General features: G+C 58.0%; 23 protein-coding genes. 4 read left to right on the top strand and 19 right to left on the bottom strand.

The annotated features are described in order from the left end of the window. The first annotated feature begins 66 nt into the window (after window positions 1–66). Both HNQ36_RS26585 and HNQ36_RS26590 read left to right on the top strand, forming a co-directional pair. Complete coding sequence (locus HNQ36_RS26585; protein WP_184087152.1) at window positions 67–204, top strand: hypothetical protein; 138 nt, start codon at window positions 67–69, stop codon at window positions 202–204. A 36-nt stretch (window positions 205–240) separates the two neighbouring features. Next, window positions 241–399 (top strand): hypothetical protein, encoded by a 159-nt coding sequence (locus tag HNQ36_RS26590; protein WP_184087154.1) that lies wholly within the window; start codon window positions 241–243, stop codon window positions 397–399. Window positions 400–1,046: 647 nt separating this feature from the next. Here the strand turns inward: HNQ36_RS26590 and HNQ36_RS17230 are convergent. From HNQ36_RS17230 to HNQ36_RS17240, 3 genes are read right to left on the bottom strand one after another with little or no spacing between them, the layout of a single operon-like run. Beyond that, complete coding sequence (locus HNQ36_RS17230) at window positions 1,047–4,205, bottom strand: efflux RND transporter permease subunit (protein ID WP_184087156.1); 3,159 nt, start codon at window positions 4,203–4,205, stop codon at window positions 1,047–1,049. Next, window positions 4,202–5,617, bottom strand: coding sequence for an efflux RND transporter periplasmic adaptor subunit (locus HNQ36_RS17235; protein ID WP_184087158.1), 1,416 nt, complete (start codon window positions 5,615–5,617; stop codon window positions 4,202–4,204). Before HNQ36_RS17235 ends, HNQ36_RS17230 begins: the two co-directional genes overlap by 4 nt. Continuing rightward, window positions 5,614–6,021, bottom strand: coding sequence for a FixH family protein (locus HNQ36_RS17240; RefSeq protein ID WP_184087160.1), 408 nt, complete (start codon window positions 6,019–6,021; stop codon window positions 5,614–5,616). The genes HNQ36_RS17235 and HNQ36_RS17240 overlap by 4 nt, the downstream gene beginning before the upstream one ends. 694 nt (window positions 6,022–6,715) lie before the next feature. Here HNQ36_RS17240 and HNQ36_RS17245 point away from each other — a divergent pair. Continuing rightward, the gene (locus tag HNQ36_RS17245) at window positions 6,716–7,045 is read left to right on the top strand and encodes a hypothetical protein (protein ID WP_184087162.1); all 330 of its coding nucleotides are present in this window, start codon (window positions 6,716–6,718) and stop codon (window positions 7,043–7,045) included. 247 nt (window positions 7,046–7,292) lie between these two features. Here the strand turns inward: HNQ36_RS17245 and HNQ36_RS17250 are convergent, their stop codons facing one another. The 11 genes from HNQ36_RS17250 to HNQ36_RS17300 form a co-directional block, all read right to left on the bottom strand. Then, window positions 7,293–7,766 carry a hypothetical protein gene (locus tag HNQ36_RS17250; RefSeq protein ID WP_184087163.1) on the bottom strand — a complete coding sequence of 158 codons (474 nt, stop codon included), beginning with the start codon at window positions 7,764–7,766 and terminating at the stop codon, window positions 7,293–7,295. Between the two features lie 38 nt (window positions 7,767–7,804). Continuing rightward, window positions 7,805–8,050, bottom strand: coding sequence for a PilZ domain-containing protein (locus HNQ36_RS26465; RefSeq protein ID WP_184087165.1), 246 nt, complete (start codon window positions 8,048–8,050; stop codon window positions 7,805–7,807). Between the two features lie 9 nt (window positions 8,051–8,059). Further along, on the bottom strand, window positions 8,060–8,374 hold the full coding sequence (locus tag HNQ36_RS17260) for a ferritin family protein (protein ID WP_002714842.1): 315 nt from the start codon (window positions 8,372–8,374) through the stop codon (window positions 8,060–8,062). A 48-nt stretch (window positions 8,375–8,422) separates the two neighbouring features. After that, window positions 8,423–10,609, bottom strand: a complete 2,187-nt coding sequence (locus tag HNQ36_RS17265; protein ID WP_184087770.1) for a heavy metal translocating P-type ATPase — start codon at window positions 10,607–10,609, stop codon at window positions 8,423–8,425. 26 nt (window positions 10,610–10,635) lie between these two features. Then, window positions 10,636–11,094 (bottom strand): hypothetical protein, encoded by a 459-nt coding sequence (locus tag HNQ36_RS17270; protein ID WP_184087167.1) that lies wholly within the window; start codon window positions 11,092–11,094, stop codon window positions 10,636–10,638. 24 nt (window positions 11,095–11,118) lie between these two features. Continuing rightward, entirely contained in the window at window positions 11,119–11,496 is a 378-nt protein-coding gene (locus tag HNQ36_RS17275) for a hypothetical protein (protein WP_184087169.1), read from the bottom strand. Continuing rightward, the gene (locus HNQ36_RS17280; protein WP_184087171.1) at window positions 11,493–14,708 is read right to left on the bottom strand and encodes an efflux RND transporter permease subunit; all 3,216 of its coding nucleotides are present in this window, start codon (window positions 14,706–14,708) and stop codon (window positions 11,493–11,495) included. Before HNQ36_RS17280 ends, HNQ36_RS17275 begins: the two co-directional genes overlap by 4 nt. Beyond that, the gene (locus HNQ36_RS17285) at window positions 14,701–15,066 is read right to left on the bottom strand and encodes a P-II family nitrogen regulator (protein ID WP_184087173.1); all 366 of its coding nucleotides are present in this window, start codon (window positions 15,064–15,066) and stop codon (window positions 14,701–14,703) included. The genes HNQ36_RS17280 and HNQ36_RS17285 overlap by 8 nt, the downstream gene beginning before the upstream one ends. Then, a complete protein-coding gene (gene ihpB / locus HNQ36_RS17290) occupies window positions 15,056–16,006 on the bottom strand; it encodes a divalent metal ion exporter adaptor subunit IhpB (protein WP_184087175.1) in 951 nt (316 codons plus the stop codon). The genes HNQ36_RS17285 and ihpB overlap by 11 nt, the downstream gene beginning before the upstream one ends. After that, window positions 16,003–17,280, bottom strand: coding sequence for a divalent metal ion exporter subunit IhpA (gene ihpA, locus HNQ36_RS17295; protein WP_184087177.1), 1,278 nt, complete (start codon window positions 17,278–17,280; stop codon window positions 16,003–16,005). The genes ihpB and ihpA overlap by 4 nt, the downstream gene beginning before the upstream one ends. Before the next feature lie 65 nt (window positions 17,281–17,345). Then, window positions 17,346–17,732, bottom strand: coding sequence for a hypothetical protein (locus HNQ36_RS17300; protein ID WP_184087179.1), 387 nt, complete (start codon window positions 17,730–17,732; stop codon window positions 17,346–17,348). A 139-nt stretch (window positions 17,733–17,871) separates the two neighbouring features. Here HNQ36_RS17300 and HNQ36_RS17305 point away from each other — a divergent pair, with 139 nt between their 5' ends. Beyond that, the gene (locus HNQ36_RS17305) at window positions 17,872–18,783 is read left to right on the top strand and encodes a cation diffusion facilitator family transporter (RefSeq protein WP_002714832.1); all 912 of its coding nucleotides are present in this window, start codon (window positions 17,872–17,874) and stop codon (window positions 18,781–18,783) included. A gap of 114 nt (window positions 18,784–18,897) precedes the next feature. On the opposite strand, the gene HNQ36_RS17310 is transcribed toward HNQ36_RS17305, so the two are convergent. The 5 genes from HNQ36_RS17310 to HNQ36_RS17330 form a co-directional block, all read right to left on the bottom strand. Continuing rightward, window positions 18,898–19,353 carry a class I SAM-dependent methyltransferase gene (locus HNQ36_RS17310; RefSeq protein WP_245259275.1) on the bottom strand — a complete coding sequence of 152 codons (456 nt, stop codon included), beginning with the start codon at window positions 19,351–19,353 and terminating at the stop codon, window positions 18,898–18,900. 437 nt (window positions 19,354–19,790) lie between these two features. After that, on the bottom strand, window positions 19,791–20,801 hold the full coding sequence (locus HNQ36_RS17315) for a L,D-transpeptidase family protein (protein ID WP_002714830.1): 1,011 nt from the start codon (window positions 20,799–20,801) through the stop codon (window positions 19,791–19,793). Window positions 20,802–20,846: 45 nt separating this feature from the next. After that, complete coding sequence (gene lspA / locus HNQ36_RS17320; protein WP_246395427.1) at window positions 20,847–21,332, bottom strand: signal peptidase II; 486 nt, start codon at window positions 21,330–21,332, stop codon at window positions 20,847–20,849. 25 nt (window positions 21,333–21,357) lie between these two features. Beyond that, on the bottom strand, window positions 21,358–22,107 hold the full coding sequence (locus HNQ36_RS17325) for a cytochrome c biogenesis CcdA family protein (protein WP_002714828.1): 750 nt from the start codon (window positions 22,105–22,107) through the stop codon (window positions 21,358–21,360). A gap of 124 nt (window positions 22,108–22,231) precedes the next feature. Beyond that, on the bottom strand, window positions 22,232–24,823 hold the full coding sequence (locus tag HNQ36_RS17330) for a heavy metal translocating P-type ATPase (protein WP_002714827.1): 2,592 nt from the start codon (window positions 24,821–24,823) through the stop codon (window positions 22,232–22,234). Window positions 24,824–24,893: the final 70 nt, after the last annotated feature.

A 24,893-nucleotide genomic window follows, 5' to 3' on the forward strand; every position in this document is an offset into this window, starting at 1 on the left:
ACAGCAAACCGGCGCTTAAGCGCCAATCAGATCAGGATTCGAGGGGGATGGTCAGGAGGAGCGGCATTGAGGCCGTCCAAGATCAGGTCGTTCACCGCAGAGATCAATGTTCGCTTCGATGCCCTGATTGCGAAACCGCTCGACGAAGGCGGCACGGCCTGGACATTGGTCAGCGTACACATCGCAGCAAGCGGACAATCCTGACAATCATTGCTGGAATGCTTCTCCGGACAGCAAGGCATGTCAGCAGACGATGCCGCCATGTCAGTCATGTCAGTCATCGCAACAATCGAAGACGCCTTTGCCGCCGCGGGTCCGACCAGCGGCGCAACTGCCAACCCGACGGCGACGAAAACCGTGAGTAGCAAGCGGATAACTCGGCTCAAGCACATGGTCTAAACATTTCACAGGCCCTGATGGTTTGAAAAGGGTGTCCGGATCACAACATTGGCAGAGAGAATGCCCCATCACTGCCTCCCTCAACACGCAGTGGTTTTATTCTCCGGTCTCCAGAGCGAGTCTCCAGAAAACGGGAATTCTTCAATGGTTGAGTGGAGACTTGGCCCCGATTTCGGAAGATGATGGTTCGAATCCGGTCTCTGTGGAGCCTCAGCGTGTTTAAAAAGCCCGCATTCGGCGGGCCTTTCTCAAGCTCAGGTAAGAAATTCTCCGAAAGCCGGACTGGCTGGCTGGCGGCGCAGTGCTGATCGCACCCGTCTCCGTCAGAAATCCCTGCTAACAGGGAATTTTACAGGGAAAACAACCGTTTCGGCGCGGCTTTGCCCTCAAGGGAGTTCAAAAATCGGTGCGTCGCAGGGCTTTCACCGCATATTCCCTAGCAACAATAGCAGGGAATTTTGGCCCGGTAACAGGGATGCCCTGGCCCGTATCAGGGATCGGTTTATAGATTTACAGACTTCATTCTGTCTAAGCGGATCCGCCAACCTTAAGCAGCGGCGACGTTTGACGTCTTACTCGCCGACCAAACGATGTGCTCCCGAACGCGCCGCTGAAAGCTTGCGATTATATGGCAGGGGCATCCGAGTTTAAGGAGCGACGGGCCCGCTTTGCTGCCCAATTTTTACTTTGGCGACCGATTTGAGATGCGCTTCCTTCACCAATCCGTAGATCGCTGGGATCACGATCAGCGTAAGCAACGTCGATGAAATCATGCCGCCGATCATCGGCACGGCGATACGCTGCATGATCTCGGAGCCGGTCCCGGTGCTCCACAGGATCGGAAGCAGTCCCGCCATGATGGCGACCACCGTCATCATCTTGGGCCGCACGCGCTCGACCGCGCCTTCCATGATCGCGTCGTAGAGATCGCCGCGCGCGAGCGTCCTGCCTTCAGCTTCGCGGCGCGCTTTGACCTCCGTCAGCGCCTGATTGAGATAGATCAGCATCACCACGCCGGTTTCGGCCGCAACACCGGCCAGCGCGATGAAGCCGACCACGACCGCCACCGACAGGTTGAAGCCCAGCCACCACATCAGCCAGATGCCGCCGACCAGCGCGAATGGCAGCGACAACATGACGATCATCGTGTCTGTCACTGAGCGGAAGTTGAGATACAGCAGGAGAAAAATGATCAGCAACGTCACCGGCACCACGATTTTCAGGCGGGCAGTCGCACGTTCGAGATATTCGTACTGCCCACTCCAGACCACGTAAGAACCTGGCGGAAACTGGATGCTCGCCTTCACCGCCTGCTGGGCATCGGCCACGTAACGACCAAGATCACGGTCGCGGATATCGACATAGATATAGGTGGCCAGTTGCCCGTTCTCGGTACGGATCGATGTCGGGCCTCGTGACGGGGCAATCTTGGCGACCTCGCCGAGGGGGACCGCGCCGCCGCCTGGCATCGGAACGAGAACATCGCTGGCGATGGCCTGCGGACTGTCGCGCAAATCGCGCGGGTAGCGCATGTTGACGCTGAACCTTTGGCGGCCTTCGACGGTGGTGGTCACGGTCTGACCGCCAAGCGCAGTGCCGATGACGTCCTGAACGTCCTGAATCATGATGCCGTAGCGCGCCAGTGCCGCCCGGTCCGGCGTGACGTCGAGATAATATCCGCCTATCCCGCGTTCGGCATACGCCGACGATGTTCCAGGCACGGCCTTCAAGACCTGCTCGACCTGTTTTGCCAGCTTGTCGATCTCGATCAGATCGGTGCCGATCACCTTGACCCCGACCGGCGTCCGGATGCCTGTCGACAACATATCGATGCGCGCCTTGATCGGCATGGTCCAGGCATTGGAGACACCGGGGAATTGCAGCGCGCGATCCATTTCTGCGGTCAGGCTGTCGATGGTGACGCCAGCGCGCCATTCCTCTTTCGGCTTCAAGTTGATGATGGTCTCGAACATTTCCGACGGCGCAGGATCGGTCGCGGTCAATGCACGCCCGGCCTTTCCGTAGACCGACGCCACTTCCGGAAATGACCGGATGATTCTGTCCTGGGTTTGCAGAAGTTCGCCCGCCTTGGTCACCGAAATACCGGGCAACGTCGTCGGCATGTAGAGCAGCGTGCCTTCGTTCAGGTTCGGCATGAACTCGGTGCCCAGTTGCCGCGCGGGCCAGACAGTCACGGCAAGCACCGCGAGCGATAGCAGGATAACCAATGTCTTGGCGCGCATAACCGTCTTGATCACCGGCCGATAAATCCAGATCAGGAAGCGATTGATCGGATTCTTGTGCTCCGGGATGATCCTGCCTCGTACGCAAATCACCATGAGGGCGGGCACCAGTGTGATCGACAGCAAAGCTGCCGCCGCCATTGCAAACGTCTTGGTGAATGCTAGGGGACTGAACAGCCGGCCTTCCTGCGATTCCAGCGTGAAGATCGGCATGAACGACACGGTGATGATCAGCAGACTGAAAAACAGGGCTGGTCCAACCTCGGATGCAGCTTCGATCAGGATATCAACCCGAGAACGGCCGGGTTCGGCCCGCTCCAGATGCTTGTGCGCATTCTCGATCATCACGATGGCGGCGTCGACCATGGCGCCGATGGCAATCGCGATACCACCAAGGCTCATGATGTTGGAGCCGAGACCAAGCAATTTCATCGCGCCGAACGCCATCAGCACGCCGACCGGCAACATGATGATCGCCACCAGGGCGCTGCGGACATGCAGCAGGAAAACGATGCAGACCAGCGCCACGACCACGCTCTCCTCGAGCAGTGTGTGTTTGAGCGTGGCGATGGCCGCGTTGATCAGCTCGGAACGGTCATAGACCGGAACGATCTCGACCGAAGCCGGCAGGCTGCTGGCGATCTCCTTGAAGCGCTTCTTGACGTTGTCGATGACATCGAGCGCATTGACGCCAAACCGCTGCAGGACGATTCCGCTCGCAACCTCCCCTTCTCCATTCAACTCGGTAATGCCGCGCCGCTCGTCCGGGCCCAGTTCGACACGGGCGACATCACGCAGCAGGACCGGCGTGCCGCCGCTGGTCTTCAGCACGATGTTGCCGAGATCATTGATGCCTTTCAGATAGCCCTTGCCGCGGATGACATATTCAAACTCCGAAAGTTCGACGGTGCGGCCGCCGACGTCCGCATTGCTGGCGCGGATCGCATCGCGCATCTTCTGCATCGTGATGCCGAGATCGCGCATGCGCTGCGGATTGAGGATGACGTTATACTGTTTGACGAAGCCCCCGACGCTTGCCACCTCGGCCACGCCTTCCGCCTTGGCGAGAGCGAACTTCAGATTCCAGTCCTGAATCGCGCGCGTGTCGGAGAGATTCAATTCCTTCGACATCACCGCATATTGGTAGACCCAACCCACTCCGGTGGCGTCCGGCCCCATGGTCGGCGTTACGCCAGCCGGCAGCCGCGATGCTGCACCATTGAGAAATTCGAGTACGCGCGAACGCGCCCAGTAGATATCGGTGCCGTCCTCAAAGATAACGTAGACAAACGAGACACCGAAGAACGAGAACCCTCGCACCACCTTCGACCGGGGCACGGTCAGCATCGCGGTTGTCAGAGGATATGTGACCTGATCCTCGATCACTTGCGGCGCCTGTCCGGGATATTCCGTGTAGACGATCACCTGGGTATCGGAGAGATCCGGAATTGCATCGAGCGGCAGATGCGCCAAAGCATAGATGCCGGCAGCCGCGGCAAAGCCGGCGCCGAAAAAAACCAGCAGCAGGTTGCGGGCCGACCATGCGATGAGGCGGGCGATCATTGGTGGGCTCCGGCGTCCGAAAAGCCTTTGAGCGCAGCCTTCAGATTGCTTTCGGCGTCGATCAGGAAATTCGCCGAGACAACGACCGGCTCACCTTCCTTGAGGCCGTCTCGCACCTCGACATAACCGTCGCCGCGACGGCCGATTTTGACCTCGCGCGGCTCAAAGCGCCCTTCTCCCTTGTCGACGAATACCGCCTGTTTGGTTCCGGTATCGAGAACGGCGCTTTCCGGGATCGTCAGGACCGGCTCAGGAGCGCCGGTATTGATGCTCGCATCCACATACATATCCGGAAGCAACGCGCCATCCGGATTGGACAATTCAATTCGCACCCGCGCGGTTCGTGTTTCCCGATTCACTTGCGGATAGATCACGTCGATTTTCCCCGCGAACTCCCGGTTTGGAAAGCCGCGCGCCTTAACGATGACCGCCTGCCCGACAGCGAGCACGCCAAGATCGCGCTCGGCGACGTCAGCCATCGCCCACACGACCGACGTGTCCGCAACACGGAACAACACATCGCCCGGCTGCGCGCGCATGCCCTCAACGGCGTTGCGTTCCAGCACGATCCCGTCGCGCGGAGCCGACCACTCGATTGCAATCGGAACGGTGCGGTTCTTTTCCATTGCAACAATTGCAGCGTCCGGCACATCGAGATTCATGAGCCGCTGACGCGAGCCGCGACCGAACGGTCCGTCGCCGCCCGTTGTTTTCGAGGTGATAGTCGCGATGTACTCGGCGGAGGCGGAAGCAACCGACGGGCTATAAATTTCCATCAGCGGCTGGCCCTTCGCGACCCTGGTGCCGGTGGTGACATCGGCAACCTTCTGAACCCAGCTTTCCGCCCGCATTGAAATGACGGAGATGCGGCGTTCGTCGAGCTGGATCGTTCCCGGCGCCCTGATCAATGTGCGGATGACCCGCTGTGCAGCGGGCTCGGATTTCACGCCGGTGCGCTGGATTTTTCCCGGCGAGAGTTTGACCGATCCGTCGTCGCTGTCTTCGCCTTCGTAGACAGGGATATAGTTCATCCCCATCGAATCCTTTTTCGGCGTTGGCGACGTGTCCGGCAGTCCCATCGGATTGCGGTAGTATTTGATCTTTCGATCCATCGGCGCCGGTGGCATGGCCTCGGGGGCGGATGCCTCGTCAAAGCTGACGTCGGCACCGGCGGGCACGGCTTTGTAGTCACGTCCGTCCGGCGTCTTCCTGGGTGTCAGCGAGTACGACGGTTTGTCGTCCGGATCCTGATAATAGATCGGCGCGTCCATGGCCTGCGCGGCCGCGGCTGTCACGAGAGAGATGCGCGGGACTTCGGTTGCCTGATGTTGGGGACGGCCCACAATGAACCCGCTGCCCGCCGCCGCACTTACTGCGGCGACGGTTGCGATCGTCAGGATGGCGGTTCTCATTTCTGAGCCGTAATGACGAGCTTGCCTTCGACAGTACCGGTCTCTCCCTGCACTTTCGCGCCGAGCGAGAGCAGCCATCGGCCCGCCATCCCGAACGTTGCCTTGAACCTGTAGCTGCCCGGCTCCGCGCCCGGAGCAGGCACGATCTTCGTCGCCATCTCCTGCATGCCGTCCGGGGCCATGTCGAGACGAGTCGCGAAGATCACCGCATCCGGCACCGGCTTGCCGTTGGTCTTGTTGACGAGCCGAACCGTAACGATCTTGTCCGGGCCGGCCTTGACGGTCTGATCGACGAGTTGAAATTCATAGTCTTTGATCTCGGCGCGAGCGGCAGTGCCCAATCCGGTCATTGCAATGCCGATGAGCGCCGCCCGAACGGCGCGCGGGTGGTTGAACGTCTTCATTTGAAATCCTCAACATTCTGATCTGCCGCAATGCGGCATGCGTTTAACCGCACGGCTGAATACCGCGCGGCAGCGAACCGGCGTCGAAACGCCGATCAGACCAAGAGTCGAGGAGGATGGTCGGGGGGTGGATGGACCAGGCTCTGGAGCCAGGAATTATCCTTCGGCCGTGCAATCCGGCTGGAAACAGCAGGAAACCGAAGCAAGGTAGACGCCGGCACGGCCGCGAAGCTCGCGGTCATGCAGACCGCCATGAGAAGGCACTTCTCACAACCGGTCGAGGCCGGGGCTTTCGATGGACGACACGGCATGTCGTTCGCCATTTCGTCCGTTGTCACCGACGCAGCCATATCCTGTGACATGGCGGCCATCGCACCTCCTGGCAGCGAATCCGCCATGACAGGCTTCGATAGCGGAGCCAGTGCCAGGCCGGCGATCAAGACGGTCGCAACTAGCCGGCGGATGGTGAGGTGACGGTCCATGGTTCGAAAATCTCATATACGCGCCGGAATTGAAAGCCTTCCGGGTTAACGACGCCGTGATCAAATTCGCCACGGTTCGCTCACAATCGCGCTGCGACAATTAGGCGTAATGCTGAAACGCCGTTCACCATAAATTGGACCTACCGTTCTGACTTGTTGTGCTGAAGCGTCGACTTGGCGCGAGGCGGAGACTTCTAGCCCAGGAGGAAAAGATGCGTCATTTGGTTTTTGCAGTTGCGGCGGTCGCGGCACTCGCCGGTGCAGGATCGCTCGTCAGCACGCGGGCAGACGCGATGCCGGGAGCCGGCGGACTGGGCGCATTTGTTGGACATGCACTGACCGAACAGGTGCGTCTGGTATGTCAGCGAACGTGGAATGGCTATCGCTGGGTCCGGGCCTGCTATGAAACGGGCCCCAGCTACTATTACGATGAAGCACCGGGGTACTATTACGGCGGACCAGGAATTTACTTTGGCGGTGGCGGATTCTCCCATCATGGTGGTCACCACGGTCACCATGGCGGTCACCACGGCCACCACTAGCGTTTTCGCGAACCATTGCGCGGTATGAAGTTACGACCGTGCGGCCGAAGGCGCGTGCGATTAAAAATTGTGGCGCGGACGTTGATCAACGTGGTCTAACAACGTCAATCCCACGCGTTCTCTATGGGGCGATTACGAAAAGGGCCGCCTTTGGCGGCCCTTTTCGTCAGTGATGATTCCGCCGATGATGGTAGCCATGCCCGCCCGACTATCTGTGTTTGCTGATGTCTGTTCGCATCTGGCAACCTCAACGAAACCGCTTGCCATCCCATTGCACCTTGTTGCGGCAAAACAATCCGTCTCGGCTGCAATTGATGTCGATCGACGGCACACCTGAGTCGATCGACATATCTATCTCGAAAACGTTCCCTCGCCATACCTCGCGATGCACACCTGCTCTGGAAACGAAAACACGATGAAGGCAGCCTTTCGGCGAGCATAGCGCTTGGCTATTGGAGCACCTGAACTGATCAAAGTGAATTGCGATGAACTCTTCGCCCCTCGAGCCCATAATGTATCGCAGATACCCCGTTCGAACATTTATCGCGTCGTCCATGCAGAGACGCTGCGCCGCTTTGAACGCCTTGTGAATCGCTGGCGGTAGCTGTTGCAGGCGTTCATCTGAGAGCGGGGAGAATTTGCCCTGTGCCATTCCTGCCGCGCGCGCATTTGCTCCGGTTACGGTCAGACACACCATGAGTACGATGAATAAATGCAGCATTGCATCCTCCTACAGTCTAGCAGAATCGGCCCCCGAGGTCAGATCAGTTCGAACACCACGCCGAGCCTCTTTTCCGTCATCCAAATAACTCGACAAGCTCGCCGAAACTCGTCTGCGGCAATTACAAGAGTAAATTTCTTGGGAACTGCTGCTGGGCCCCTAATTTCCAGCAAGGCTCCAGTGGAACTGAGACTCCGGACTGTGCAGGAGATCGCCGCATCTCCGAAAGAGATTATGCCGGCTCTAAAAACTTTCCTCCGTTCATGATATCCCAAGACCGACACCGCGTTTGTCTAATCGACTTTCTTCTCCGCCTTCTCGCCTAGTTTGACGATATCGCCCTTCGTGAACAGAATCCCTTGTAGCTCCGCACGCCAGTCCGGCTTTTTTCGGAGAAGAAATTCGAGGTTCATTCCGAAATGTTTGAACTCCTCCTTCTGCGCGTTTGCCATAATCGCCTTGGCGTTCTTGTCTTTTTCGACAGAGATTCTCTGTTCATACCAACTGATGGCTTCCGCCTCCTCGATCAGAGACGTGATCATCCGCGCGAAAGTCCGAGTTTCCTGTGAAAGCTCTTCCGGCGGCTCGTGATACTGATCGAAACCCATTTGCTTTCCTTCCGTTGAAACAAAACTGCTTGCAGTTCTTCCACATCATTAAAGTTTGGGCGGCGCCAACAGGCGCAAGGCGTTTATGGTCACCAGAACCGTAGCGCCAGTATCCGCGAGAATGGCTGGCCACAAGCCCGTCAATCCGATCACCGTGGTGACAAGAAAAACAGCTTTGAGGCCAAGCGAGACGGCGATGTTCTGCCGGATGTTGACCATGGTGCGCTTTGACAGATCGACCATCGCCGCCACGTCCGACACTCGACCGTGAAGCACAGCGGCGTCGGCGGTCTCCAGCGCGACATCGGTGCCGCCCCCCATGGCGATACCGACGTCCGCTGCCGCCAGCGCGGGGGCATCGTTGATGCCGTCTCCAATTTTCGCAACTGACCAGCCCGCTTTCTGAAACTGAGCAACAATCCTCTGCTTGTCCTCAGGCAGCAATTCCGCCTGAACCTCGATTCCAAGACGCTCGCCGATTGCATTTGCCGTTCTGCGATTATCTCCAGTCAGCATGACCGTCTTGATGCCCATGGCTGTGAGAGCCTTCAGGCCTGACTTCGCGTCCGGCCGCACTTCATCACGCATGGCGATCGCGCCAGCCACTTCATGCCCGACCAGAACAATGGAAACCGTCTTTCCCTCATGATTGAGCGCAGAAATCTGCGCCCTTTGCTCTGGTGTCATCGGAACCCGTTCGCCAGCGGCCTTGGGCGATCCGACAAACACTTCCACCCCCTCTACCATGGCGCGAATGCCTATTCCGCCGATCGCGTTGGCGTCGGATGTCAGCGGTAGCGCAAGCTGCCGCTCGGTTGCTTTCCCTAGAATCGCTGTAGCGAGGGGATGGCTCGACCCCGACTCGAGCGCGGCGGCAAAACGCAATACGTCTGCTTCACTGCGTGCAAAGGCAAGTATGTCCGTGACCTGTGGCTTGCCGGCGGTCAAGGTGCCGGTCTTGTCGAAACACGCGACAGTGACCTTCCCGATCTGTTCCAGTACGGCGCCGCCCTTCATGAGGAGCCCCCGCCGTGCCCCTGCGGACAAGCTTGCGGCAATGGCGGCCGGCGTCGAAATGACCAGCGCGCATGGGCAGCCAATCAGGAGGATGGCAAGCCCCTTATATATCCAGGTGCTCCAGACACCGCCGAACAGGAGTGGCGGAACAACGGCGATCAAGGCCGCAACAACAACCACACCGGGCGTGTAGTACCGGGAAAAGCGATCAATGAAGCGCTCTGTCGGGGCCTTCGATTCTTGAGCTTCCTCGACTAATCGGACGACACGCGCGATCGTATTGTCGGAAGCTGCGGCGGTGACACGCACGCGCAGTAAGCCTTCACCGTTGACGGTGCCGGCAAACACGATTCCCTCAGGTCCCTTTCGAACCGGCGTGCTTTCGCCAGTCACAGGCGCTTCGTCGATCCCGCTTTCTCCAGAAAGGATGACGCCGTCGGCCGGGATGCGATCGCCGGGTCGGATTTGGATGATCGCTCCGACCGAAAGGCTCTCCGCCTGCACCTCGCGAACCTGACCATTTTCTTCCAGCCGAGCGGTCTTCGGAACGAGCTTTGTCAAGTCCTGGATGCTGGCACGGGCGCGACTTGCGGCCACGCCTTCCAGAAGCTCGCCAATCAGGAACAGGAAGACAACAGTGGCGGCCTCTTCAGTTGCTCCAATGATCACCGCGCCCACGGCGGCGACTGACATCAACATTTCGATCGAGAATGGCGTGCCGGCCCGCGCTGCGGACAGCGCGCGCTTCGCGATAGGAACAAGGCCAACCATCATGGCGAGAAGAAATGCCCAACGCTCTGTTGCTGGATAGAATTTGCCCAGTAGAAAAGCCGAGGCCAAGGCTACGCCGCACGCAATGGTGAGCATGCCTTTGCGGGTTCGCCACCAGGCTTGGTTGCTCGAATCGAGCCCATCAATGTGTGAATGGAGCTGGTCGTCAGAAGTCGGGAGCGTGCCATCGTCCGTCTCATGACCAGCGCGCTTGACCGCAAGCTCTTCCACGCGCGTGATTCGATAACCCAAATCCGAAATCTGGTTTTGAATCTTTTCGTTTTCGACTTTACCGTCATGACTAACTGTCACCGTGCCCCGATGCACTGAGACCGTTACGTCGCCAACACCGGGCATCCGTTGCAGGGCGTTTTCGATCTTGGTGGCGCAAGAGGCACAGTCCATCCCCTCGACACCGAGGCGCAAACTGCGTGGGGTGCCGGCCATAGGCAGACTTTTAGTTGTGTGGCTGTTCATGTTTTGCCTTCTTTGCGCAGCCTTTTATATAGCGCCGCGACGGCGTCGGAAAAATTGATCGCCGAGTTCTGAGCGCAATGATCTTCGAGGAAATGCAACTGGTTTACGAGATCGAACGTGACCGGATTGAGGTCGGGTTGTTCATCAGCTCCGCTGGGTCTGCTCGACAGAATTCCACTCATGAAGCCTTGTGCCCAAGCCAGGTAGTCGCGACGAAGGATAGGATTGGACCTAATATCAGTACTGAAACGCTGACACGTAGTTGCGCCCAGCCCGACAATTTTGGCTTGGGAAGATTGCGCCTGAACAGCAGACCATGAACTAACTGCTGTCAGGAACAAAATCCCCACAGTCCATGGAAAGCACAAACGACAGACGCTCGGGAGAGCGGAGCACATGGTGAGGTGCGCCGGATCCTCTGTGCCGATGGGATGCAAGCCCAAACTTATAGCCATGAACCCTATCCTCGTATGATCATCCTATTTCTTAAATTTCGCTTGGCCTGATTTTCCGTCGGCTGTCTTGATGGTCAACGTGAGCGTCGCGCCAGGGGCAATCGGGGCCTTGGCCTCGCCCTTCAACGCGTTCTCTCCTGATGGCGCAAGTGTGACCGTCTCGCGCCCCGCTCCCATGACAATAAGTGCGGCGCCCGTGAAGCCTTTTGTGGAAATCGGCTTTTTACCTTCGTCAAAGATGTTGATCATGATGGTGCTTCCAGATGTTACCAGCTCAGCGTCAACTCCCGCGACATCCTCCATCTGCCCGCCATTCGGTCCCTTTTGGCTTCCATGGGAATGTTGCGCGAAAGACGGCACCGACCAGATGAGGGACAGAACAATGATTGCAACGTATTTCATGTTGTAACTCCATTGGATGTGGGTTGGGGTGCTTCGCTCCTCTCGCCGTTTTCACGCCGGAAAAGAACGTAGAGCGCCGGTAAGACAAGAAGCGTGAGAAGTGTCGATGAAATAATTCCGCCGATGACGACGGTCGCCAGCGGCCTTTGAACCTCTGCTCCGGCGCCGGTGGCAATCGCCATCGGCACGAAGCCGAGCGACGCGACAAGCGCCGTCATGAGGACGGGCCGCAGCCTTGTCAATGCGCCCTCTCTGACAGCATCTATGATCGCGTGACCTTCGGAGCGCAGCTTTTCGATGAAGGTGATAATCACCAGCCCGTTAAGCACGGCAACACCAGACAGCGCGATGAATCCGATGCCTGCGCTGATCGAAAGAGGAATGCCTCTAAGCAAGAGCGCAAGTATGCCGCCGGTCAATGCGAGCGGAACACCGCTGAACACCAGCAGCGCGTCAGGCATCGAACCCAAGCTCATGAATAGCAGCAGGAAGATCAGAAGTAGCGCGATTGGCACAACGATGGTCAATCGCTGCGTTGCGGAGACCAGTTGCTCAAACTGACCGCCCCATCCGATCCAATAGCCCGCAGGAATCTTCACTTTCTCGGCTATCTGGCTTTGCGCATCTGCAACGAACGATCCCAGGTCCCGTCCCCGCACATTCGCGGAAACGACGATTCGGCGTTTGCCGTCCTCGCGACTGATCTGATTGGGGCCCGGCGCGACATCGATCTGAGCAAGTTCGGACAACGGGGCGTATCTGATCTGGGCGAGCGGAGAATTTCCCCAAACTGCGGGCGTGGCCATCGCCTTCGTTTGACCGTCGAGCGGAGGCAGCGGTATGGGAAGCGACTTGATCGCTTCCAAATTCGTGCGCAAGCGCTCCGGAAGCCGCACAACCAGTTCGAAGCGCCGATCACCCTCGAAAACCAGACCAGCACTCTTACCGCCGACTGCGATCTCGACGAGATTTTGAACGTCCGCGACGCTGATGCCGTAGCGCGACAACGCCGCACGATTGAGCTTGACGGTCAGTACCGGTAGCCCCGAAATCTGCTCGGTCTTGACATCGGCCGCGCCCTGTACGTTCTGTATGACGGCCTGAACCTGTGCTGCCACTTGAGCCAGAACCTCCAGATCGTCACCGAAGATCTTGACGCCGACGTCGCTGCGTACGCCCGAAATCAATTCATTGAAGCGCAACTGAATCGGCTGCGAAAGTTCGTAACTGCTGCCCGCGATTTCTTCGGCAGCTTCCTCGATGGCTTTGACGACCTCATTCTTTGGCTTCTTCGGATCCGGCCACTGGTCACGCGGCTTGAGCATCACGTAGCCATCCGAGATCGAAGGCGGCATCGGATCCGTTGCAACTTCTGCAACGCCAGTACGGGCGAAAGTTTCCTTCACTTCAGGTATCTTGAGAAGGCGCTTCTCGAGCATTTGTTGCATCTCGAGCGACTGCGTTAGGCTTGTGCCTGGAATACGAATCGCCTGCAGGGCAACATCTCCTTCGTCCAGGCTTGGGATGAACTCGCCGCCCATTTTGGACGCCGCGAAGCCGCTTACAATGACCAGGAACGCGGCCAGGAACGCAATCATGCCGCGATGCTGGATTGACTTCGATAACAGGGGAACATAGATGCGGCGCGAGCCACGCATAAACCAGTTCTCTTTCTCCGACACTCGGCCAGTTACCAGCAGCGCAACTGCGGCAGGTACGAACGTCATCGACAGAATGCTGGCACCAAGCAATGCCATCAAAACCGTGAGAGCCATCGGCGTGAACATCTTGCCCTCGACGCCGGTCAGCGTGAGGACGGGCAGGTAAACGACAGCGATGATAAGAGTGCCGAACAGGCTTGGACGGATAACTTCGCGTGATCCCTCCAGAATCGTCGCGAAACGCTCTTCGCGTTTGAGAACGCGGCCCAATTTTTGCTGCTCATGCGCCAGCAAGCGCAGACAGTTTTCGACGATGATGACGGCGCCATCGATGATGATGCCGAAATCGATTGCACCCAAGCTCATCAGGTTGGCGCTGACCTTATTTTCGAACATTCCCGTGACGGTGAACAGCATGGACAACGGGATCACGAACGCCGTTGCGATCGCCGCCTTGAAGTTCCCGAGGATCAAAAACAAAATGACGATGACGAGAAGCGCACCCTCCACGAGATTCTTTTCCACGGTTGCGATCGTGGCTTCAACGAGATGGGTACGGTCGTAGATCGCGCGGGCCGTCACGCCTTCCGGAAGCGATCGCCCGACCTGTTCGAGCTTCGCGGCGACGCGCTGCGCAACAGTACGACTGTTCTCGCCGATCAGAAGCATCGCGGTGCCCAGCACTATTTCCTTGCCGTTCAGCGTGGCAGCGCCGGTTCGAAGATCCTTGCCCTCCTTCACATCGGCAACGTCGGAAATCCGAACGGGCACGCCATTGCGCGACCCGATGACCACCTCCTTGATCTCCTCGATGTTGGCGACCTGTCCGGGCGTGCGCACCAGATATTGCTCGCCGTTGCGCTCGATATAGCCGGCGCCGACATTGGCGTTATTGGCAGCAAGCGCGGACATGATGTCGCGAAAGCTGAGCTTGTAGGCCATCAATTGTGCCGGATCGGGGAGCACATGAAACTGCTTCTCGAAGCCGCCGATGGTGTTGACTTCGATCACGCCCGAAGTGTTTCGCAGTTGCGGTTTGATGATCCAATCCTGAATCGTGCGCAGATCGGTCGGGGTGAACTCCTCGCCGCCGGGTTTGAGCGCTCCTGGCTTGGCTTCGACCGTGTACAGATAGATTTCTCCGAGACCGGTCGAAATCGGGCCCATCGCCGTTTCGACACCCGTGGGCAGACTGTCCTTGACCTGCTGGATGCGCTCATTGACGAGTTGTCGCGCGAAATAGATGTCAGTGCCGTCTTTGAAGACGACGGTTACCTGGCTCAACCCGTATCGTGACAGCGACCGAGTATTAAGCAGGTTAGGAAGACCGCCCATCCCGGTTTCAATCGGAAACGTGATCCGCTGTTCCACCTCAAGCGGTGAGTAGCCCGGGGCGCTGGTATTGATCTGAACCTGAACGTTGGTGATGTCGGGCACCGCATCAATCGGCAGGCGCGTGAAATTCCACGCTCCGAACGCTGCCATGAGCAGAGCACCGATCATCACCAGCCACCTCTGGCGGATGGAAAACGAAAGGATACCGTCAATCATTGGACTTCTCCGGACGCTTGCCGATTTCCCTGATGCGCGCGAAAGAATGGATGGGCGTTATGAACACGACGCCATCTCCCTTTCTGCCGGTCCAGGCGGCCGACGCGATGCGGCCACTAATCTCGTCTGCCAGTTCGGATCGGCACACCAGCCGGAGTTCGAGAAACTGGTGATACGTCAGATCGAATTCAGATGAGACATAGGCGCCGCCTTGCCCTCGTCCTCGCCCCTGACCGCGGGTTTCGGTGAGTGTGAAACCCGGAAAATCAGGCAGGTCGTGAAGCATGCGCACCACATGGCCTTCCATGTGCGGCCTGATCAGCGCTGTGACCAGCATCATGTCGCTATCAGTGTTCATGCGAAGCCGATCCTTTTGCCATCTCTGCCTTGACGATAAAACTGTTCTGGGCGGCATAGACGTCGCCCTCCACAAGGCCGAATGCTATTTCGACGATTTCCGGGTCGCGCCCGCCGAGTTCGACATCGCGGACTTCAAACTTGTCGCCGTTGCGGACGAATACAACGGTTCGATTTTCCACTGTCTGCAGCGCGGACGACTTCACCGCCACATTCACCTTCTTCGCCGACAACGTCAGCCGTCCAGTAATGAATAGGCCCGGACGCAACCGTTGGTCTAAGTTAGGCACGATGGCTCTCGCGAGAGCGCTCTGGGTGTCGCTGCTGCCGATTGGAGCCAGATAGGCAATCTTCGTTTCGATCGGAGGACCACCATCGGCGGGATCGACAAGAACCTGGTCGCCGACGCTGACGCGGTTCAGATCGCGGCGGTAGACAGAAAGATCCACCCAGACGGTCGACAGATCCGCGATAACAAACGCAGGCTTTTGCTCGGAAACGTATTCGCCCAGTGTGGTCTGGCGATCGATCACCGTACCCGCGAGAGACGCCTTCAGTTCATAAGGCGTCAGGCTTTGGTTGCTCTCGACGATCGCAAGAACATCGCCCTTTTGGACGCGATCGCCGACCCGCTTGCGGGTTTCGCGCACGATTCCGGGAAATCTTGGCGTGACCTGCACCAGCGATTCCTGGTTTGGCTGGACCATGCCGTTCAACAGCAGGCTATCGCGCAAGACGCCGGGTGATGCCTTGGCAAGTTCGATACCGGCTGCGGCCACTTTGGCGTCGCTCATTTCGATCCCTTCGGAATGTTCTTCCTTTTCCACCTTTTCCGTCGAGCCTGGTTTGGGAGTTGCCGGCGCCAGCAACCGATAGCCGCCATAAACAAGCGTCCCGACAACTAGCAAAAACACCGAGTACCGAATTAGTCCTTTGATCATCTTGAACTCTCGCGGGTTAGCGAAAACGGGTTACCGACGAGACCTTCGATCGTCGCGATCGCGATATGGAAATTCTGCAAGGCCTCCTGCTCGCGAAGCAGCGCCTGCAAAACAGCGCCCCGGACGTCGAGCAGTTCGAGCAAGGTGAACCTGCCTTGCGTGTAGCCGCTCAGGATGGTCTCAGAAGCGCTGCGCGCCTTCGGGATGACCGAGGACCGCAGCAGCTTGAGTTCCGCAAGCGCTCCAGTCAGCGTGTCGTAGGCACGGCCCGCGATGCTGATCAGGACGAGCTTGTTGATGGCGCGCTCGGCATTGGTCTTCGCCAGCGACTCTTGGGCCGCGATAATGTTGCCGGTATTCTGGTCGAAGATCGGCAACGGAATCGAGACGCCCAAGCGCACAGCGTTATCGTTGGTGTCTTGATAGTGGCGCCAACCCGCCGAAATGCGCGGGTCAGGGATCGCTTTCAGGCGCGCGATGAGCAGTTCAGCATTGCGCTGGGCAGTGACGGCAGTCCACCGCATGAGCTGGGGATTGGCTTCGATGGCGTTGACGACCGCCTGAAACGAAGGCGGCTGGCCGATATTTGCAAGCCGCCCGACCGCGGTTCCGAAGCGCGGGCTGCTGTCGCCCATCAGGATCGCCAGATCACGCCGCGCTGTCGCCAAGAGCGTCTTCGACCGCTCGCGTTCGACTCGAAACAGATCGGCCGCGACCTGGGCACGCAGGGTCTCGGCGGGCGACGAAGCGCCCTCCTGAACGCGCTTTTGAAGCAGTGGAATGAGCGTATCGAAGCTTGCGATCTGCTCGTCGAAGATTTCGATCCGGCGTTGGGCGCTGATAATCGTGATGAATGCGATAGCAGTCTCTGAGAGGACTTCGAGGCGCGTCGCACGCCTCTGCCAGACCGCGCTTCCTACGCCGGCTTCGCCGGCGGCCAGACGGGCTTCGCGCTTCCCTCCAAGCTCGACGAGTTGGCTGAGCTGTAAAGTTGTCTCGGCGGACCGCGTTCCCTTGTAGGGACCGGAGCCAAGGGCATTATCCAGTTCAAAGGAAACGTCAGGATTGGGCAACGCTCCGGCCTGAATGCGAAGCCCCCCCGCTATCCCGATATCGCGCTCAGCGGCTGTTAAGCGCGGATTAGCCGACAGCGCCCGCTGCAGTGCCTGCGGCAGCGAAATGGAGCGCGTGGGACGCGGTTCGGTGGCTGCGGCGGGAATTGTTATGATAAGCAATGCGCAAATCATGCGCAAAGCCGTTCGGACGAAAGACATAATACTGACCTGAAAACGGAGAGACGGCGACGCGAAAGAGCCGCGTCGCTACGACAACATTCAGATCAGATATTTTTGGGGGGTGGTTTGTCGAGCCGGCGGTGGTCCTCGACCAGGAGCGTCGGTACCCCAAACTGTGGATCAATAAGCTGAGCCGACGGAGTCGCAACCCGGGCTAAGACCGGCAATAAAATCGGTACATAGACTTGGCAATACTCACCGCCGGCGGACAATTTTTCAGAGCCCCCGTCGTCGAGACCGTCCGTTGCCAAACTCGTTTCCAGCGCAATCGTTGTTGGAATGACTTTGAAACCTGCGATCGTTTCGTTCACATGCGCGGTCGCATGGGCCAGTCCAACAAAAAGATAAACGAACGCCAGAAACATCACCAGCGCGGGGCGAACGCGCAGCGCTCGCTGATCAGATAGATTCCGGCTGGTCCGATGTTCCATATGGTCCGAATAGCAAATTCCGTTGCTGAACACTATCACAAATTGACTGAAATCATCTTCTCCGGAGTTTGATTTTCACCCGAAATTACCCTAGCGGTGGTCCAGTCAGTCGATTGCGACTATACTTTGAGGCCCATACATGAGTGAAGGTCATTCGCACGGAGGAACTATCCCATCGGCGGCTGGCCGACACCGGAAACCTCTCTATATAGCGCTCTCGCTGACCTTGACTTACATGACCGCCGAAATCGTCGGCGGGATCTGGACCGGAAGCCTTGCGCTGATCGCCGACGCCGCGCACATGGGAACCGACGCCGGCGGCTTAGCTCTGGCTTTATTTGCAATTTACTTCGCCCAGAAGGCCGCAACTTCACAAAAGACGTATGGCTATCTGCGCACCGAAATCCTCGCCGCATTGACCAATGCCGTGGTGCTGTTGCTGCTCACGGTTTACATTCTTTACGAGGCTTACAAACGATTTCTGTCGCCGCCCGAAATTCTCAGCGGACCGATGCTGGCCGTCGCCGCGGTCGGCCTTGTCGTCAATCTCATCAGCATGAAGCTGCTTTCGGCGGGCTCTTCGGAAAGCCTCAACGTCAAGGGTGCCTATTTCGAGGTGCTCAGCGATATGCTCGGTTCGCTGGGGGTGATCGCCGCCGCCCTGATCATCATGTACACCGGCTGGACCTTGGCCGATCCCATCATCGGCGCCGGCATCGGCCTGTTTATCGTGCCCCGAACCTGGACGCTGTTAAAGCAAGCTGTCCATATCCTAATGGAGGGGGTTCCGATCGAAATTGATGTGCCTTCACTTGAAAAAGCATTGCTGGAAATTCCCGGTGTGACCGCCGTTCATGATTTGCACGTCTGGAGCATTACATCCGGAACGGATTCATTGACCGGCCACGTGGTTGTCACCGACATGAAAGACGCACGGGCAATCCTGATGAACGCAAAGGCCGTTCTCGAGGAGAAATTCAAGATCGATCATGTGACGATTCAGATTGAGGACGAGGAAATGCGAACGGCCGAGCCTTTGCTGCGCATCTGAAGCTGGCCTGTCGGTCCCCGACCTACACAAAGTTGCCTGCCGCCGGATCAGCCATTGCATCAGTCTGATTCCGGAATGAAATAGCGAGTGAAAGATATTCGGCACCGCACTGGCTCAACTGCGGCGTGCGCGGATTATGGCGATGCGGCCGACTATCTCGGAAACGGTGTTCACGCGACGCACACCATCAAACCCTGTCTTCTTGATTAAGTGCAACCAGCTGCCGTCGAGATGGGACTTCGCGGTCTCAGAACCGAACAAGTAGCCGGTGCCGCGAAGCGCGTGGATCTCTCGCGGGTGCAGCGGTTGGTCGAAGTCGGCAATGTGCAGTGTACCGCCGTGCCGCAATACTCGCCTTATTTCCTTGAGGAGGGCAACCTTATCACTCTGCCGCAAAGGATGCAGCGCGAGCGATAAGATCACCTTGTCGAATGATGCAGCATGGCAACCGATGCAATACTGATCCCCGTGCAAAAGCTCGAGATTGCTTAAGGGGTCGCGGACGCCCGTGCTTGATCCCGCAGGCTGTACGGCAGAAAAACGTACTGCGGGATGCTGACGTGCAAGCACCTCGCACAAGCTGCACCCCTCCGCGCTCACCTCCAAGACTCGCTCGCCTGAACGTAGCGCTGCGTCCTGTATCAGCGGCTCACGCCAGTTTCGCGCCCGAATCGTTAACCGGTAGCCCCATTTACTTACGAACATGAGCAAGCGAACACGCACCGAACTCATGAGTGATGAAGGGCGAGTTATAGGCATGTCAGTTTGACCGCCAGCATGCATGTGTCCCCGGCAAGCGCTTGATTGTTGTCCGCCGGAGGGAGTTCGCTGGACAAGAATAGTATCTCCATATATCTGGCCGTTGACTATGTGTTGGTGCCACCCATGATCGCAGCGTCATTGTTCAGGATATCCTTTCCGGTCATGAACACAGCCGAGGCTTCGCTCGCGAGAGGTGAAAGCCATTGGAGCGTTTGCAAACGAAAGCTGAGAGTTGGTCGTCCATCTTAACGCTCGCGAACCAATGCAGGTGAGGTGACCGGCATTTCTAGCGGCTCTCCCTTTAACGCCTCCAGCCGACTGACCTCGGCGACGTTGAAGCTCGCATATGATGAGGGTGCCGCGCCCAATAAGCGCCGATAACTTTTGTGCATGTCTCCATCGAGATAAACGCGTTTAAATGCACCAGTGCCAGCGCGCACGAGCTGAGCTACCTGTTGGGTATCGTTGCGTTGCTTTTCTCCAACGAGTGCCGCTGTCTCTGGTTCATACAATAATTCGGGACAAGGTCGCGAGGCCTGAAGCGGGCCGCGAGCGGCGCTCGCATTGAAAACGTAGTTTCCGCCGCACGCGTCAACTCTAGGCTCTTGACGCACAACCTCGAAATGATCTGAACCTTCCTTCAGGTTTGTCCAAAATGCAAAATTTGGATCGGCACGGTATTTGGCAAGATTCTCAGCCGTCATGCGAAACGGCAATGCTTGAACCTGGATGGCCTTTTGGCCGCCGGCGAATGCCTCCCGCGCAAGCGCATATATTTCAGCCATCCCATCATTCGTCATCGCGTAGCATCCGCTCGAAGTGCATTCACCATGCACCATCAAATGGCGTCCAGATCGACCGTGCGCCCGATCGACCTCGTTCGGAAATCCCAGATCGAATGAAAGAAAGAGCTCCGAGCGAGGGTTCATTTGCCTAGGCGTAACGAGATAAAATCCTTCGGGGGCCTGACGGTCTCCTTCCCGAGTCTTTGGACCTAGCTGGCCGGACCATCGACAAATGCCGTACGTCTTCAGCAAAGCGTAACGGTCGCTGCTCTCACGTTTCCACACTTCAAGTTCATTTTCCTGTTTGAAGATGCGCACCAAGATCGGGTCTGACGAGGTCATTCCCTTGGCCTGCATGTCTGACAATAAGACGGTGGGTATCGGCCGCAGATGCTTAGCAGCGTCAAACTGAGGCGTCGAACATCCCAGGAGAAAGACTGAAACCATAAGTGTGGCGATGATCTTCGACAATTCGAACTCCGAAGCGTTATAGAGTGAAAGCCGCGCTTACAAACATCAGCGAATTTGTCGTGCGCTTGCGGTGTCAGCGCTGCTACGATGTCCGACGAAATGCATCATCAGCAGAGATGTTCCGCAGACAATTCCAACGTCGGCCATGTTGAAAGCCGGCCAGTGCCAATCCCCGAGATGAAAATCCAAGAAATCCGGCACAGCACCGTGCCGTAGGCGGTCCGTAGCATTCCCCAGCGCTCCACCGACAACCAAGCCGATGGCAACACGCACGGATGGGGTGTTAGCGCGACCCAGCCAGACCAAAAGGGCGGCGGAAATCGCGATCGCGTATGCAGCGAAAATCCACGCCGGAACGCCAAGGGCTCCAAACAGCCCAAAGCTAACTCCGGTGTTCCAGCCCAGCACAAAGTTGAAAAGCGGCGTGATGCCGATCGCCGCTGGCGGATTCATGAGATGATTGAGTATCCACCATTTGGTGGCTTGGTCTATCACGTACCACGTTGCAGCCAGCGCTAGTGTTGCTCGCATCATCACACTCTACCTGCGCGCCTGCTCAGCCGATTTGGCCCAGCATCGGAAAAGTTTCCATGAACCAGATCGCAACGTCAGTTAGATGACCCGTTATCATTGCAACTCCCATAGCGATCATCACGAATCCTGAAATTAGCTGCAAAATGCGACCGGCGCGTCCAAATTTTCCCAAGCGTCCGACAAAGCTGCTGGAAAAAAGCGCCGCCAGAACGAACGGCAACCCAAGGCCGAGAGAGTAAATGGCAAGCAGCGCCACACCGCTCGCGCCGGAGGAAGACGAAGCCGCGACCGCAAGGATTGCGCCAAGGACCGGACCAATGCAGGGCGTCCATCCAAACGCAAATGCAGTACCGAGGAGATAGGCAGAGACCGGCCCTGTGCCCGGCCGTGCGATTTGCACGCGCGTGTCGCGCTCGATCCAATCAGGACGCCAGAGGCCTGTCGTAAAGATACCAAACAGAATGACTAGCCCGCCGCTGAGTATATTGATTTGGTATCGGTAAACTGCGAGCACCAAGCTCAAGGCGTTGGCGCCGGCACCGAGTGCCACAAAGATCGTCGTAAATCCGAGGACAAAGCATACACTCAAAAACAGTACGCGAAGCTGCTGCCGAGCCGGGACCGATTGATCGCCGTCCGCCGGTGGGAGGCTTTGACCTGCGACATATGAGATGTATGCCGGCACCAGGGGAAGGACACACGGCGATAGGAACGAGACCGCTCCAGCCGCGAACGTCGTGACAATGCCGACGACGGAAAGGTCGAGCGTCATCGGTGTATGGCCTTAAACGAATCTATCAACCTGAGAACCTTCATCCACCAGCTCATTTTAGTGAGAGCACACCGTTCCGCGTCTGCAGTCAGAGGCAATCGGCTACGGCTATTCGTCGATAGATTTACGTCTGAGCTGACTGGTCGCGGCTTAATAGTCGTAGCCCGTTCAGCACGACCAGCAGCGAGGCCCCGACATCGGCTGCGATGGCGCCCCAAAGCGAGGCCCATCCGACGATCGTCAGACCTGTAAACAGCAATTTGACAGCAAGCGAAAAGCCGATGTTTTGCCGAATGATCGCCAAGGTGGCCTTGGAATGACCAATGAGCCAAGGCAGGCGCGATAAATCGTCCTGCATGAGCGCAATATCTGCAGTCTCAATGGCAGCATCAGAGCCGATTGCTCCCATGGCGATGCCAACGTTGGCGCGAGCCATCGCGGGAGCGTCGTTCACGCCATCTCCAATCATAGCGACATGGCCGTACCGCGCGACCAATCTTTCAACAGCTTCGACCTTTTGTTCGGGCAAGAGCTCCGCGTGCACCTCATCGACGCCAGTTTTCTGCGCAATCATTTCGGCAGTGGCCTTGTTATCGCCAGTTAGCATCACGACGCGCTCGATACCTGCCGCGTGTAGGTCGGCCACAATACGCTTGGCCTCGGGTCTCACCGCATCGGCGACGGCAATCAGCCCCCAGATCTCGCGGTCATCTCCAACGCCGATAACGGTGCGTCCAGCGATTGCAAGAGCATCGGCGGCTTGAAGCGCCTCGGCCGAATTCGAAAGCCTGTCGTATTCTTGGATCAAACGACGAGAACCTAACCAAGCTTCTTGCGCGCCGATGCGTCCTACAACACCTTTGCCGCGCACTGCCTGAACCCCATTGGCGGGGACCGCCGCAATACCGGCTTCGGCCGCTTTTTCAAGGATCGCGTGGGCCAAAGGATGCTCGCTGCGAGCTTCAAGGGCAGCCGCCAACTTTAGCAGTTCGCCCTCGCTGTGATTGTTGAAGGTGACGAGCTCAACGACTTTGGGGCGGCCTTGCGTCAGCGTGCCGGTTTTATCCATGGCGATTGCCTTGAGTTTCGACGGTGTCTCGAGGTGCACGCCGCCTTTCACCAGCACGCCTTGTTTTGCTGCACCAGCCAGAGCCGCCACGATGCTGACCGGAGTGGAGATGACGAGCGCGCAGGGGCACGCGATGACAAGAAGAACCAGGGCGCGATAAAACCATACGTCCCATGCTCCGCCGAATATAAGCGGCGGAATGATCAACACCGCCACCGCAAGCCCCATGACGCTCGGCGTATAGATTCGGGCAAAGCGTTCGACCCATTGCTCGGAAGGCGCGCGGCGGCTTTGCGCGGAGCCCACCATTTTGATGATGCGGGCGAGCGTGGTGTCTTGCGCACCCTTTGTGGTTTCGATTTCCAGCGCACCTTCGCCATTGATGGTTCCGGCGTAGACCACAGAACCTTCCGATATCGAGACGGGGGCGCTTTCGCCGGTGATGGGAGCTTGGTTCACTTCGCTTGCACCGGTCAGGACGATTCCGTCGAGCGGAATTTTATCGCCAGGCCGTACAACGATGTGAGCACCGATTGACACCGCCGCGACGGGAATATCCTTCTCCGTTCCGCCTGCAAACTTCACGCGTGCAACGGCTGGAGCCAGTTCCATCAGCGCTGCTACGGCCCGACGCGCGCGCCCAAGGCTCCACGCCTCCAGCGCCAGGGCAAGCGCGAAAAAGAATGAGACGGTGGCCGCCTCGAACCATTGATGAATGGCAACCGCGCCCACGACGGCGATGACCATCAACAAGTTCATGTCGGGCCGCAGACGTCGCGCGGAAAGTAGGGCCTTCGGTGCAACATATCTAATCGCACAGACAATGGCCAATGCGTACGCCAAGATGGCGGCAATTGGAGCAGGCGCGAACACCCCCGGAGTTTCGCTGAGCGCTGCAAGCACGCTCCCCGCAGACGTAGCATGAATGGCAAAGCCAATTGCAGTTAGTAGACCGCTCGCTGTGGTCAGAAGCGATTGGGTATGTCGCCTGCGGTCCTCGGCATGTGCACCTTCGGTCTTCGGGCCTTCGCTCCACGGTTCCGCACGCATGCCCGTCCGCGCCACGGCCTTCTCAATGCTGGCCGCGAGGGTTGCGTCCGGATTGCCGCTCACGGACATCCGACCGTTGATGAGGTCAAATACAAGCCTGTCCTCGCCGACCAACGGCCCGACTTCGCGCTTGAGAGCGGCGACTTCGTCTCCGCAATCCATGCCATGGATTTTGAACACAGCTTCGCCTGGGATCGCGGCAGGTACGAGAGGGGTGAGTGCAAGGTCGCTGGCGCAACCAGTACAAGAAGGGTCCGCCGCTGGCACACTCAATGGCAGCTTTTGGTCACGTAACAGTTCCGCGACCATACCAGTGGTTGCGACTGCATCCTTAATTGCATCAGTTGCCACCGATACACTTGGCGTAACGTCCATACGACCGGCCTTCGTGTCAAAGAAGAGGTTATCTTCGCCACCTATGAGCGGACCAACCGCACTCTTGAGTTGACGAACCTCGTTTTGGCAATCGAGGCCTGTCACGCGGAAAGAGAGCGGTTCGGTCGTCGGGCTATCGGCCCGCAACGTCGCTGTCATGCCAGTTGCCGCGACCGCCGCAAGAATTGCGTCCAAACTTGAGACGCCTGCATCGATCGTCATTAGTCCGTGTTTGATGTCGAACGAGAGACTCTCGTCGCCACCGACTATAGGACTGAGGGCAGCCCTGAGG

Source organism: Afipia massiliensis, assembly GCF_014203115.1.
GTDB classification, from domain to species: Bacteria; Pseudomonadota; Alphaproteobacteria; order Rhizobiales; family Xanthobacteraceae; genus Afipia; species Afipia massiliensis.

Bases quoted from the DNA above. Each gene is read 5' to 3' on its own strand.
- HNQ36_RS26590 (WP_184087154.1), top strand. From the start codon at position 241: ATGTCAGCAGACGATGCCGCCATGTCAGTCATGTCAGTCATCGCAACA.
- HNQ36_RS17230 (WP_184087156.1), bottom strand. From the start codon at position 4,205: ATGATCGCCCGCCTCATCGCATGGTCGGCCCGCAACCTGCTGCTGGTT.
- HNQ36_RS17235 (WP_184087158.1), bottom strand. From the start codon at position 5,617: ATGAGAACCGCCATCCTGACGATCGCAACCGTCGCCGCAGTAAGTGCG.
- HNQ36_RS17240 (WP_184087160.1), bottom strand. From the start codon at position 6,021: ATGAAGACGTTCAACCACCCGCGCGCCGTTCGGGCGGCGCTCATCGGC.
- HNQ36_RS17245 (WP_184087162.1), top strand. From the start codon at position 6,716: ATGCGTCATTTGGTTTTTGCAGTTGCGGCGGTCGCGGCACTCGCCGGT.
- HNQ36_RS17250 (WP_184087163.1), bottom strand. From the start codon at position 7,766: ATGCTGCATTTATTCATCGTACTCATGGTGTGTCTGACCGTAACCGGA.
- HNQ36_RS17260 (WP_002714842.1), bottom strand. From the start codon at position 8,374: ATGGGTTTCGATCAGTATCACGAGCCGCCGGAAGAGCTTTCACAGGAA.
- HNQ36_RS17265 (WP_184087770.1), bottom strand. From the start codon at position 10,609: ATGGCCGGCACCCCACGCAGTTTGCGCCTCGGTGTCGAGGGGATGGAC.
- HNQ36_RS17270 (WP_184087167.1), bottom strand. From the start codon at position 11,094: ATGGCTATAAGTTTGGGCTTGCATCCCATCGGCACAGAGGATCCGGCG.
- HNQ36_RS17275 (WP_184087169.1), bottom strand. From the start codon at position 11,496: ATGAAATACGTTGCAATCATTGTTCTGTCCCTCATCTGGTCGGTGCCG.
- HNQ36_RS17280 (WP_184087171.1), bottom strand. From the start codon at position 14,708: ATGATTGACGGTATCCTTTCGTTTTCCATCCGCCAGAGGTGGCTGGTG.
- HNQ36_RS17285 (WP_184087173.1), bottom strand. From the start codon at position 15,066: ATGAACACTGATAGCGACATGATGCTGGTCACAGCGCTGATCAGGCCG.
- ihpB (WP_184087175.1), bottom strand. From the start codon at position 16,006: ATGATCAAAGGACTAATTCGGTACTCGGTGTTTTTGCTAGTTGTCGGG.
- ihpA (WP_184087177.1), bottom strand. From the start codon at position 17,280: ATGTCTTTCGTCCGAACGGCTTTGCGCATGATTTGCGCATTGCTTATC.
- HNQ36_RS17300 (WP_184087179.1), bottom strand. From the start codon at position 17,732: ATGGAACATCGGACCAGCCGGAATCTATCTGATCAGCGAGCGCTGCGC.
- HNQ36_RS17305 (WP_002714832.1), top strand. From the start codon at position 17,872: ATGAGTGAAGGTCATTCGCACGGAGGAACTATCCCATCGGCGGCTGGC.
- lspA (WP_246395427.1), bottom strand. From the start codon at position 21,332: ATGCGAGCAACACTAGCGCTGGCTGCAACGTGGTACGTGATAGACCAA.
- HNQ36_RS17325 (WP_002714828.1), bottom strand. From the start codon at position 22,107: ATGACGCTCGACCTTTCCGTCGTCGGCATTGTCACGACGTTCGCGGCT.
- HNQ36_RS17330 (WP_002714827.1), bottom strand. From the start codon at position 24,823: ATGACGATCGATGCAGGCGTCTCAAGTTTGGACGCAATTCTTGCGGCG.